The organism is Nocardia noduli (assembly GCF_019038455.1).
Taxonomy (GTDB): Bacteria; Actinomycetota; Actinomycetes; order Mycobacteriales; family Mycobacteriaceae; genus Nocardia; species Nocardia noduli.
The window spans coordinates 44,818-56,934 of record NZ_JAFMPL010000026.1; the positions used below are offsets into that span (position 1 = coordinate 44,818).

Annotated in this window: 7 protein-coding genes; 3 read left to right on the forward strand and 4 right to left on the reverse strand. The window is 68.8% G+C overall.

Annotated features, from left to right (window positions below; all coding sequences use genetic code 11):
- Nucleotides 1-7 precede the first annotated feature (7 nt).
- Nucleotides 8-367: a toxin-antitoxin system YwqK family antitoxin gene (locus JZ792_RS17030; protein ID WP_216911448.1), complete on the reverse strand. Its 360-nt coding sequence runs from the start codon at nucleotides 365-367 to the stop codon at nucleotides 8-10.
- Nucleotides 364-7,905 (reverse strand): WXG100-like domain-containing protein, encoded by a 7,542-nt coding sequence (locus JZ792_RS17035; RefSeq protein WP_216911449.1) that lies wholly within the window; start codon nucleotides 7,903-7,905, stop codon nucleotides 364-366. Before JZ792_RS17035 ends, JZ792_RS17030 begins: the two co-directional genes overlap by 4 nt.
- A 289-nt stretch (nucleotides 7,906-8,194) precedes the next feature.
- Here JZ792_RS17035 and JZ792_RS17040 point away from each other — a divergent pair, with 289 nt between their 5' ends.
- Together JZ792_RS17040 and JZ792_RS17045 are read left to right on the forward strand one after the other, a co-directional pair.
- Nucleotides 8,195-8,869: a hypothetical protein gene (locus tag JZ792_RS17040; RefSeq protein ID WP_216911450.1), complete on the forward strand. Its 675-nt coding sequence runs from the start codon at nucleotides 8,195-8,197 to the stop codon at nucleotides 8,867-8,869.
- 8 nt (nucleotides 8,870-8,877) lie between these two features.
- The gene (locus tag JZ792_RS17045) at nucleotides 8,878-9,432 is read left to right on the forward strand and encodes a hypothetical protein (RefSeq protein WP_216911451.1); all 555 of its coding nucleotides are present in this window, start codon (nucleotides 8,878-8,880) and stop codon (nucleotides 9,430-9,432) included.
- Between the two features lie 6 nt (nucleotides 9,433-9,438).
- Here the strand turns inward: JZ792_RS17045 and JZ792_RS17050 are convergent, their stop codons facing one another.
- Nucleotides 9,439-9,951, reverse strand: a complete 513-nt coding sequence (locus tag JZ792_RS17050) for a YbaB/EbfC family nucleoid-associated protein (protein WP_216911452.1) — start codon at nucleotides 9,949-9,951, stop codon at nucleotides 9,439-9,441.
- Between the two features lie 16 nt (nucleotides 9,952-9,967).
- Nucleotides 9,968-10,273 carry a hypothetical protein gene (locus JZ792_RS17055; RefSeq protein ID WP_216911453.1) on the reverse strand — a complete coding sequence of 102 codons (306 nt, stop codon included), beginning with the start codon at nucleotides 10,271-10,273 and terminating at the stop codon, nucleotides 9,968-9,970.
- A gap of 195 nt (nucleotides 10,274-10,468) precedes the next feature.
- Here JZ792_RS17055 and JZ792_RS17060 point away from each other — a divergent pair, with 195 nt between their 5' ends.
- A complete protein-coding gene (locus JZ792_RS17060) occupies nucleotides 10,469-11,938 on the forward strand; it encodes a hypothetical protein (RefSeq protein WP_308165331.1) in 1,470 nt (489 codons plus the stop codon).
- Nucleotides 11,939-12,117 lie beyond the last annotated feature (179 nt).

Sequence of the window (12,117 nt, forward strand, 5' to 3'; positions counted from 1 at the left end):
TGCTCGTTCAGCGGGCGCGGCGCGGGACGTCGACCGGGTTGCCGTCCTTGTCCCACTTGCGCGCGACGGTGACCCTGCCGTCGCCGCCGAACTCCCGTTCCTCGGCGAGTTGTCCGTTGTGGTGCCAGGCTCGGTAGACCCCGACGGGCGATCCGTGGCGCATCTCGCCCTCGGACTTCAGCGCGCCGCCGTCGAGCCACCACTCGCGTTCCGGCCCGTGTCGGATGCCCTCGACGTAGAACTGCTGGGTGAGCAGTTGTTCGCCGACCAGCTCCACCGCTTCGCCGGTGAACGGTTCGCCCCGGTAGAGCAAACGCATGTCGTCGGCGTATTCGACCGCGTCGTCCTCGATATCGATGCGTTTCACTGAGTCTCCTCCGCTGGATTCCCGGCACCGTCATCCTCGCCGGAAGGCTGTCGGGGGTCCACGGCGGTGTGCGGTGGCTCTTCGCTGCCGGGATCGTCGACGGGGTGCCTGGACGTCAGGTCGATCGTGGCATCCGGTCCTTCTTCGTCCGGATCGGGGTCCTCGACGGGGTGCCTCGCATCGCGATCACCCGGGTCGGTGACCGTGTCCTCGGTCGCGTTCGGATCCGGTGCGGGGACATGGGCATCGGGGACAGCGACATTGGGGACATCGACTTGGGGGACATGGACATCGATGAGATTGTCCGGGGTGTGCGGATACCCCCGGTAGCGCCCGCTGTAATTGGTCGCGCCGCCCATCGTGTGGTGACAGTTGGCGCAGTACGGTCGCGGGTCGAGCGGGAGCGGGTTGCCCGCTCGGTCCTTGCGCGGCCGCAACGCGTAGGTCTGTGAGTACAACTCGGCCATCGCGGCGGGGGAGGCGTCGAGGCCGAGAGCGGTCCGCGCGTGCAGGGCCTCGTTGGCGGCCTTCACCTCGGCATGCCCGTAGGGATTGTCGAAATGCGGGTAGGGCCGGGTTTCCGCGGACTCTGCCCTGCCGCCGTCCGGGCGCTGCACCGCGGGATATCCGCCCTGCTCCGTGAGTTGACCCAGTCTGCGCATGGTGGTGACGTTGTGTTCGATCGTCGGATGCGTGTCGTCCACCGGCAAGGTGTCGGTGCCCGCGCCGTTGAAGCCCTCGTACACGATGCCGGTGCGCCGGTCCATCACGACCGCGGAGACCTTGCCGTGGGATTTCTCGTTCGCGAGGATGTTCTTCGCCTGCCAGCGTTTCACCCGCGCGGCCGTCTCCTTGGCGGTTTCGCCCGGTGGCTTCGCGTTGGCCGTCACGAACTTGTCGGCCCGATCGCGAGCGATGGCATCGACGACCTCCTCGATCGGTCGTCGGCCGATGTGGGTGATGAGCCCGTCGGCATCCCTGGTCACACCGTCCGGGTGATCGCTCAGGTCCGCGATGGCCTTGGCCCCCGGGTCCGACGGCGCGACCGTGTGATCGTGCGGCGCGTGCTGGTTCAGCATGTACCCGGCGAGCTCGATCGCGTGGTCTTCGTTCCTGGCGCCGGGCAGTTCGTCGGCGGGGAAGGCGTTCGCGAGTTCGGCGGTGAGTCGCGTGCGATCGTCGATGTTCGGATTCTGTTCGACCGCGGCCCGCAGCCGTGCCGGGGTATCGACATCGAACAGTCGCACCTCGCCGTTGTCGGTGACGATCGCCATCTTGACCATCGGTCGTCGGTAGGTGGCGACGACCTCGCCGTCGTCGCCGACCCGTCGGATCTCCACATCGACCACCATCGCCACCCGTCGGCCGTCGCCGGACCACGCGCGGTAGGCGTCGGCGTCGAAGCCGCCGTCGGCCTCCAACTCCTCGATGAGCGCGGCACGGGCATCGGCGTCGGGTTCCGGCGCGCTCGGTTCCGGGGGCATCGATTCCCGTGCCATCTCACGGGCTCGGGCCGGGTTCTCCGCCTGCGGAAGACCTTCGGGTTCGGTGCGGGTGGCTTCGGCGGCTTCGGCGATCCGGTCCGGCGTCATATCCTGGCGGGCGTTGTCGCGAATGACGGCGAGTTCGTGGGCCGGTGTGCCCATGCGTACCAGCACCGGATCCGTGTCGGGGCCCTGATCGATGGCCATGAAAGGCACCATCTCGCCATCGATCTCGACGGCGATCGGCACCCGCGCGCCCGGTTCGCGCCAGGTCCGGAATTCGTCCGGATCGAAGTCCGGCCTCGCCGCGAGTTCGGTGACGCGTGCCCGCAATACCGTGGTGTCACCCGGTACTCGGCGCAACAGGGCGTCCTCGACCCGCCAGGTGAGCATCATCCGGTCGATCGTCGCCGCGTCGCGGTCGGCGAAGGCGATCCGCGGTTCGGCGCCGTCCGGGGTGAAGACGATCAACGGCTCGTTCTTCGTGTCCGGCGCCATGGAGGGCTGATGCGTACCGATGATCGGCTCGAAATTGCGCAGGCGCTGGAAGGTGTCGGGCGGATCCCAGTACATATGGGGCCCGTGCTGCACACCCAGTTCCAGGGCTTGCAATCTGTTCTCGTGCGCCTTCAGCTCGGCCGGGCTCACCGGATCGCCGTTGGGGTGACGAATATCGAACAGGTCGTGATCCCCGGTGATATCGCGGAATCTGCCCCTGTCGAACTTCTGCACCACACCGTCCTCGGTAGTGCGGAATTTACCCCTGACCGCGTAGTCGTCCATCGTCTTCGCGTAGGTCTCGAAGTCGGTGGTGCGGGCGGCGAGCCGACTCTCCAGCGCCGCGACGTAATCCGGATCCATACCGGTGGTGTCGGGCATGCTCAGCGAGCCGGGCGGGAAACGTCCGACGAGTCCTTTCGACCACGGCTTCGCCCCCAGCGCGATGTCGAGGGCATTGATGGTCTTGTCTTTGATCGCCATCGGTTTGGGCACCGCGTCGCGCAGGAGATGGGGCACCGCGTCGGGATTCGTCGGTCGGACGAACAGGACGACATTGTGCTGTCTCGCGTAGTCCCAGAGTCGCTGCTGATTGCGTCTCGGGATTCCGTAGGTCTGCTCGATCGTGTCCGCGGTGACGGAATCGGGTGGATGTTCCGCCGCCAGGAGAGTCGCCAGCGTCGCATCGTGTTGTTCGAGTAGTTGCCTGGCCGCCGCCGAACGTTCGGGACCGGTGAGGCCGAGTCTGTCGGCGAGGTCGGCCAGGTCCTGACGCAGCGACGGCAGCCGTCCGGCGAGGTCGGGATCGGCCAGCGCGCTGTTGATCTGGCTGAGCAGTACCCGCATCTCCGCGAACCGTCCGCCCAGATGCGCGGTCAGCTGTGCCGGACGTTCGCTCACCGGGTCGATATCGATCGAATCCAGCTGTACCAGCGTGATTTCGGACAGCTCGTGCGCCAGCGCGCGCGGGATGTCCTCGGTGCGTGCGCGCGGCGAGACATGCACCTCGTAGTGATCACCGTCGCGTGCGAAGGTGGCGACGGCGTTGTCCTCGGTCGGCGCGACGCGGATCCGCACTTCGGTGCCGTCCGGGAGTACGACGGTCCCCGGTTCCCGAATCGTGATCGCCCCGTCGGGATCGATGAGAGCGAGGTTGTCATCGAGCTCGGTCCGCAGTTGCGGATCGGTGAGGTCGGGTTGATCCGAAGGACGGGCGTCACCGTGGAACCGGCCCAGGGCCGCGGCGGCGCCACGGTGGTCCTCGGGCGGTCGCGTCGTCGAATTCGTGGTGTCGGTGGTACCGGTCGTGTCCGTGGTATCGGTGTCTGTGGGGACCGGCGTCACGGCGGCGTTCGACGGGGTGGGAAGGTCGACACCGGTCGGTTCGTAGACGATCACCATGCGGTGATCCGGACGCGGTGCGGCGAAACCCGCCATCTTCGCGCGGTTTAGGACGTTGCTGCCGCCCGCGTCGATCGTGTAGTCGTAGTCGTTGTTTCCCGGTGGCGGGAACTCGGTGCGCTCCTCCACCCGGAACGGCAGATCCGAATCCGGGAATTGGCGACGCAGGGCGTCGAGGAGCTGGTCGCCGTCGATGTGACCACGATCGTTGACATGACCGGTCGCGCTCTCCGGTTTGGTATCCCATTGCAGTTCGATACGCGCGCCGGGAGCGAGGCTCGCCACCAAGGCGGCCGCGAGCGCGTCGTATTGGGCGGGTGAGAATTTCGCGCTGACATTGTTGACGAAGATGCGGCCGATCGACCCCACGCCTGCCTGGGCCAGCACGTTCCCGTTGAACAGCAGGTCCCCGAACACCATCACCGTGCCGGGCTCGGTGAGCGGACCCGGATCGAGGACGCCTCGGTCGCGGCGGCGCTGAGCGGCGACCGGGAACTCGGAGGCGAGTTCGGTCTTGATGATCAGTCCGCCGCCCGCTCGGTCGGCGGTCGGGGTCATCTCCACGCCGAACGCACTGCGGCCGACCCCGACGTCGATGGTGTGTCCGCCCGCGGCCACCGCCGGTGCGGTCGGCCGCGGCTGGTGGGTGATCCGATGGTTGTCCTCGCCGAACACGTTCTGCGGCAGCGGTAGTCGATGCTGGGGTCGCGGCCGCGGCAGGATCTCGACACCGGAACGGCCGTCGACGGGATCGTGCACGACGACGGTGTACTCCACCTCGATACCCAGATCCGTCGCCGCGCGGTTGGCCCGGTCGACGTCGTGCAGAAAATCCGCGAACGGCGTGGTCCGGCCGTCGACGTCGACCGTTCCGGCGCCGTGGTCCAATTCCGCGGTGATCCGCCGGGGTTGGTTGCCCAGCGCCGCGGCGGCATCGTGCATCCGCTGGAAACCGTGGTCACCGAACACTTCCCGGAACGCGTCGGGCATCGCGGCGCGGAATCCGTCGATGGCGGCGTCGACCGCGCGGGCGCGCTCGGTTTCGGTAGTGGTCGTGTCGTTGAGCGCGGCGTTGATCGGATCGAGGGCATCGAGCAGAACGGTGGTGGGGACGGTCGCCCGCGCGGCCTTCGCTTCCGGGCCGGTGAACAGCGGATCGAAGACGCGGCGCGCGAGTTCCTCCCGCGCGCGCCCCTGGAGGCCCGCCTCTTCCATGCGCCGGAGACTGTCGGCGAAGTCGCCGTCGAGGTTCGCCAATCGCGCGTCGTAATCGGTCGCGCCCGCGTCGAGATCGCTGGTGTCGGGCCCGACCGTCGGGCGCGCGGCGATCAGGCTGTCCTGTTCGAGAGCGAGTCGCCGCGCGAGCCGAGGATCGTGCTCGCGCAGCAGGTCGGAATTCGGCCCACCTTGTCCGTCGAGACCGAGATGGGCCGCTAGGTCGGCGAGATCGTGACGGAGCGACGGGAGTTGGGACGCCCGGGCCGGATCGAAGGTGGCGCGGTCGATGTGGGCGAGCAGCACCCGCAGTTCCGCGAACCGGCCACCGAGGTGCGTGGTCATCGACGTCGGCGCCTCGGAGACCGGGTCGATATCGATCGTCGGGTCCAGCGACAGCGCGATCTCCGACAGTTCGTGGGCGATCGCGCGGGCGACATCGGAGGTGCGGGCTCGCGGTGACACCCGGATTTCGTAACCTTTGTCGTGCGGGCCGAATTCGGCGACGGCACCGTCATCGGTCGGCGCGATACGCAGGTGGATCTCGCGACCGTCGGGCAGGACGAAGTAGTCGCCGTCCCGGTTGAACGCCATCATCTCGGGGGTGATCAGCCGCAGATTGTCGCCGATCTCGGTCATCAGCTGCGCCATGTCGAGATCGGGCTGTCCGGTCGGTCGCGCGTCGCCGTGGAAGTCGGCGACCGGGCTCGCCGTGCCGCGATGTTCGCCGACCCCGCCGTTCCACGGTGTCCTCGGTGTCCTCGGTGTCGTCCGAGGAGTGTCGAGGGCAGGTCCGGCAATGACCGCCATCGCGGGCAGCCCGACCTCGATGGTCGGAGTGCCCTGGTCGACGTCGATTTCGGGCGAGGCGGCCTGTGGCGCCGCGTCGACGGGGGAGGTCACGGCCGTTCCGGTCGAGCTCGCTCGCGGCCCCGCCACCGGCGTCCGGGATTCATCGGTCGGCACGGACAGGCTCGCGGCCGGGGTTCGGGCGCGTGCGACCTCGTTCTGGGCGTTGGACTGCGGGGACTGGGCGGCAGCGGTGGGTGAGCCCGCGGAGGTCGAGGCAGGCGGGTGGGACTGCGCGGACGACGTCGCGGGGGAGGCGAGGGTGTTCGACGCGGGCTGGCCTGCCGTCGACGGCGAGGTCGGCGCGGACGCCGCCGCCGCGTTCGGTACCGCCGTCGTACTCGACGCCTGGACGGGCGAGCCGGGCGTGCCCGATTCCGACGCGCTCGGCATCGCGTGCGTGCCAACCGGGCCCGCGGTGGTCTCCGAAGGCGATGCGGTGGTCGTCGGGGTGGTGCCGCGCGAGGTAGCCGCGGGGTCGGTCGCCGTATCACCCGCCGTGCCCGCGCGATCCTGATGGTTCGTGTGGTCATTGCCCGCGCTGTCCGATGGGCCGTGGTCGGGCGTCGACTGCGCGGCATCCCGGGGGGCGGAATCGGTATTCGCGCCGGAATCCTGCTGGCTCGTCGGCGCGGTGTGGCCGGGGGATTCGCGCGGTCCGCCCGACTCGTTCGACGCGGTGGAGTTGTCGCCGCGGTCTCCGGTGGCGGGCGGGGATTTCTGCTCTGTATTCGCGTTCGAGTCGGCGGCGGGATTCGTCGCGGGGTCGCTCGACGGGGACGATTCGGTGGCGTCGACCGGCGTCGCGGTGGTGTCCTTGTCGGGGCTGGTCTCGGAGGCGGCGTTGGCGGCAGGGCTGTTCGGGGCGTTCGTGTCCGTGGCCGCGTTGGATTCGGCGGTGGGATCGGCGGAGGGGCCGGCTTCGGATGTGGGGTTGCCCGCGGGGCTGGTTCCGGCGGCCGGGCTGGTCGCGGGGCTGTTGGTGGCGGCCGGATCGGTTGCGGAGGCCGGGTTGGTGGGGGTGCTGGTCTCGGAGGTCGGGTTCGCGGCGGGGTCGGTTTCGGCCGTCGGGGTCGGCGTTGGCCCGGTTCCGTCGACGCTGGGCACGGTCGGCGCGGTGCCGTCGATCGTCGGGACGGTCGTCGTCGGGATATTGCTCGCCGACGTGTTGGGCACGCCGTACGACCCGCGGATCGCACCGGGACCGGCGCCGGAGAACATGCCGCCGGTGAGGCTGCGCGGATCCCATTCGCCGGTCATCAGGCCCGCGGCCACCGCACCGCCGAGACCACCGCCCGCACCGACGACGGCGCCGTTGAAAGCGCCTCGCCAACCACCCATCGACGTGTCGAACCGGCGACCCATCAGGCCGCCGGTCAGGCCGCCCGCGCCACCGGCCACCGCCGACACCGCCGCGTTCTGCCCGACCGCGTTCCAGTCGTACCCGTCGACGGCGCCGGTGCTGTTCTGATAGGTCTGGACCATGAGTTCCTGGGTGGTGCCCTGCAACACCTCGACCAGCGCTTCCTGCAAACCCTCCATGAGTACGTGTTTGACGGCGACCGCGGAGATCCTGCCCCCGGCGATGCGCGCGATGATGGCCGCGATCCGGCCGAACAGCCTGTTGGCGATCACCCGGAAGGCGGCGCGCGCGCTGGCGAAGACCGCCGCGGTGGAGAACGGGCTGAACGGCCCGCTCGCCAGCGCGAGGGCCAGTTCGCCGAGCACCCACCCGAAGGAGATGTAGAAGTTGAGTTTGGCGGCCTCGATCTGGTCGCCCATCGAATCGGCCGCGCCCGCGAGCAGATCGTAGTTGTCGGCGAATTTCTGTAGTGAGCCGTTGTTGCCTTCGGAACTGTCGCGCAACGGCTTCATCCAGGCGACGATCCCCTCGCCGCCGCTGCCCTCGGGATAGACCGTTTCCAGGCCGCTGATGATGCCGTCGAGTTCGGGTATGAGACTGCGGATCTCGTCGGCGACGTCGGTGAGGTCGCGGCCCATCTCGCGCATGAGATCTTCGTTGCCGTGCGGCCAATCCGCACCGACGAGCCATTCGATCGGCTCGGCCCAGCTCGGAAATTGCAGTGGCACGGGCAGCCTCAGCCTTCGGCGCGACTGTCGAGCGCGCGGTCCGATCGTGCGAAACCGCCCACTCCGGCTCCTCGTCGATTCCGTCGATCTGCCATCCGGGCACCCGACGACGGAAAATGTTGTGCTGTGCCGCCTTTGGTTCAGTACCTGATATTCGACTGTCGCACAACAACTCGGTGATGACAACACGTCCGCCCGGTTTCCCGGAGAATCGGGTGGTGTGCGCGGCGGCGTGGCGGCGCCCGGGTGGGCGGCGCGGTCGGTGGTAGCCTCGAGATCCGGAGGACTGATGGCACACGCATCCGATACCAGGGCCCAGCTGGACCGATGGGGCGCCGAGCTGCACGCGCGGATCGCCGAACTCGTCGCGCTGTGCACACCCGAAGCCGTCGGCGAGCAACGCGGACTGGGCGAACCGGAGGTGGCCGACTGGCACGAGCCCGTCCGCTACCGCCACAGCGTGACTGTTCGCGGCTCACGAGATCCGTCGATCTCGCCGGAGACGCTGGCTACCCGTGCCGCCGACGCGCTCGTCACGGCGGGGTGGCAGGTGAGCGCCGACTCCGGGGAACCGACGGAGAGCGCTGTCACCGTGGTCGGTGCCGCCGAGGGATCCGTGGTGCGCGTGCGCTTCTCCGCTTCCTCGACCGTGGTGCTGTACTCGGGTGAGACGGCCGCGCTGGCGCTGTCCGCCACGCCGAGCGAGGAACCGTCCCCGGTGCGCACCGCGGACGATATCGACCCCGGTTATGTGCTGTGCTACGAATGTTCCGGAACAGGGTGGTGTCCGGTGTGCCGGGGCCGAGGGTGGGTTTCCGACGAGATTCGCGGGCGTCACCGTTGCCCGGAATGCTTCGACCGTCGTGTCTGCCCGATCTGTGTCGGCGCGGGGGAACTGGCGATCGCGCGGCTCAGTCCGGTACAGCGTGCCAACTATGTCCACCTGCCCGATACCTCGAAGTGAGGGTGGTTGTGCCACAGACTCTTCCACTGGCCCGCACGAACCTCGAAGCCCGGTTGTTCCTGCGCCTGCAACCGTGCCACGGATGCGGATCCACCACCTGTGACTTCCGCAGTGCCGTCGTGAATGTGGCGGGCGACCTCGTGAGCCGCTACACCGGTACGTGCGCGGGCTGCGGCGTGCTCAGGGAGTACGAGTTCCGGCTCCCCGAACAGGTCCTCGTCCCCGGTATCGACACCGTGCGTTTCGGGTCGGACGAACCCTCGGAACTGCTCGATCCCGGCGTGTGGCTGTGGTATTCGGATCAATGTGCGCGGCAGGTTCCCGAGTCCGTCGATGGTCTCGACGAACGAGGCCGCCGTGCCGCGCGGCATACCCTCGCCACCGCGCTGGCCGCCGTACACGAAGTGCTGAAATTCGTTCCCGACAGCTCGCCCTCGGTTCCCGATTCGGCTTTCGCCTCGGTGGACGGGCGCGCGGTGTACCAGCGCGAGCCCGCCAGATTCGACCGGGACCGACTCGAGGCCGTCCGCGATCACTACGCGAACCTGCTGTCCGCCCGGTGAGACCGCTCACCAACTCTCGTCGGTGACCCCACCACCCCTGGCGGCGGCCCGCCAGGTCTCGTAGTCCTCGACCGGTTCCGCGCCGGGCGGTTTCGGCTCCGCGGTGGGATTCCTGGCGCTCAACGGAGCCATCGACGCCGCGGGGAAGGTGGGGCGCTGTGATTCGAAATCGGGAAGATCGTCGATGAGTTCGGAGAGTTTCGGCATCCGTGCGCGTTGCTCGACGATCGGCGCGAGCAGGCTCTCGGCCTTGGCCGCGGCCTCCTTGGCCGCCTCCTGCGCCGCGGTCGTCACGGCACGGGCGATCTCGTCGTAGGTGAGGTCGCCGATATCGGAGGAGAACCTGGTCTCCAATACGACGCCATCGGCGTTCACGGTGACCTTGACCCGCTTGCCCTGCGCGAACGCCGTCGCGGTCAGCTCGGCCCGCTGTTCGGCCGCCGCCGCGATGGCGCGTATCTGCGCCGCGAACCCGTCCAGGATGTCGGCGGTGGCGTCCTCGGCGAATTCGTTCGCCACGGCAGCTTCCCGCGACCTAGAACTGCTGGGTGTTGGTCTGTTCGGTGCGCGCCAGATCCTGGGCCGCCGTCGACAGGCCGCTCGCGAGATTGTCGAACGTGGTGGCGATGGTGCCGGTGTTGTCGACCATCGTCGTGGAGCTGGGGTCGAACTCGCCCTCGACGGCGAATTTCGCGCCGAATTTATCGTCGCCCCAGGCTGTCTCCCCCGGGGAGACGGCCGAAGCCGCGTTCCGTGCGATCCCGCGCAGGCGTTCGCCGAAGCTGTCCACGTCCTCGGCGAGTTTCGCGACACTCTGCGAGGTCACCTGAACTCTGCTCATCGGGAACTCCCCTCGGTGTGCCGTGCACTCGACGCAGGTTATAGATCGACTGTGCCACAGCCGGAATATCAACTCAAGGCGAATCCGCCGGGCGCGCTTGTGCCAGGATGGGCAGCGATACGGCGATGACACAGCGGCGCAACGGCTTCCGCCTGCCGGAGCGTCGCGGGCAGGAAATCCGAAAGAGGCCGCGACGTGAGCAGCGACGACTCGAGCCAGCGAGAAATCACGGACGCGGACGGCGATCCGGATGTGGGATTGACCCTCGAGGTGAACCCGACCGGGCCGTCCGAGCGCGCGAAACAGTTGTGCCATCGGGTTGTTCGCGCGATCGTCGCGCGCGGGCCGAAGGGCTGGGTCCGACTGGACGCGGTCTTCGCGCTGACCAGCACCGCCGAGTCGGCGCAGGTCTACTTCTTCGACGGTGAACAGCGCGCGGTGCGGGTGTTCCCGGGGGACGAGGTGCTGTCCCTGGTCCGCGACCACAGGCGACTGAGCGCCGAACTCGGTGACGGGCCGTGGTGGCGGCTGCTGCTGACCTCGCGCGCCGACGGCACGATCGAGGTCGATGACGACTACGGCGACGAACCCTTCCCCGACGACCAACTCTTCCCGGCCGAGGTGTACGCCGCCGACCTGGCGGTGTTTCCGCGCAAGGCGCTTCCGGTGTGGCTCGCCGCCTATATCCGCCACGGCGACCGGCAGTCGCGCGGCGCGCGACCGGCGGCGCGCCAGGCCCGCGCCGATCGCGCGGAGGGAGTCCGCGCTGTGCGCGGCGACGGCATATTTCCGGCGCTGCCGGTGATGTGGGGACGGTGGGCCGTCATGGCCGCCGCCTTCACGGCCGTCGGATCGCGATGGGGGCCGAGGATCCTGCCCGCGCTCGGGCTTTTCGAGAGCCCCCGCCGCAGCGGCGCGACCCTGTACATGTTGCCGGGTGGACGGGCCGTCCTGTCCGGCGGTGTGTGGAACGCCCCCGAACTCGACGCCGCCTACAACGGCGGGGCCGAGTTGGCGAGACTGTATGCGGGAGCGCCCGAATGGGTGGCCAATCCGGTGCTGAATTCCCGCGCGCGCACCGGGCTGCTGTCGTTCTGCTACTGGTGGGAAGCGGGCGGTTGGCACCACGGTGAATCGCCGTCGCCCGACCGGTTGGGTGACGCGATACCGGGGATCCGGGACGCGGACACGGTTGTCGAGGTGATCTGCGATCTGTTCGCCGAGCGACCCTCCGATCGGCAGCGTGAAGCGGTCTCGAGTCTGGTCGCGGCGGCCGAGACCGGTGCGGTTACCCGCCCTACGCTCGAGCGGGTGTTCGCGGGCCTCGACGCTCTCGACGGCGCGTTCTACCAGTTGATACTCGCAGGTGTCGCGGTGAGCGTGCCCGAACCGATGGCGGCCGACGACGCCGTGGCGATCGTTCGCCGGTTCCTCTCCGACCGAGATCCCGGACACCGTGTCGGCGAACTGCGTGCCGAGCGGATCGGTGTGGGGTGGACGGTCTACGCGCAGACCGTGCCGGGTGAACTCGCCATCGGGCGTCCCGTCTTCTATGTCGCCGACGACGGTGTGCTCGAACAATCCTCGTCCTCGGTGGCGGCAGCGGTTTTCGTCGCAGACTTCGAACGGCGGTTCCGACGGCGACACGGTGCGGAAAACGCGTGAGGCTCATGTGCGCGGATCTCGCGGTACGGACGACGATTCGGGCTTCGACCGCCGAGACTGCTGACCATTCAACGGTTCCGTGCGATGATCGGCTGGAGTGGCAATACCGGGGCCGGGCCTTTCGACGTGTGTCCGCGGCCGCCGGGACGAGCATCTCGTTCGCCGGTGTCGACCGGCCA

Excerpts from the sequence above, each read along its gene's own strand:
- JZ792_RS17040 (WP_216911450.1), top strand. The coding sequence starts at position 8,195 with ATGGCACACGCATCCGATACCAGGGCCCAGCTGGACCGATGGGGCGCC.
- JZ792_RS17055 (WP_216911453.1), bottom strand. The coding sequence starts at position 10,273 with ATGAGCAGAGTTCAGGTGACCTCGCAGAGTGTCGCGAAACTCGCCGAG.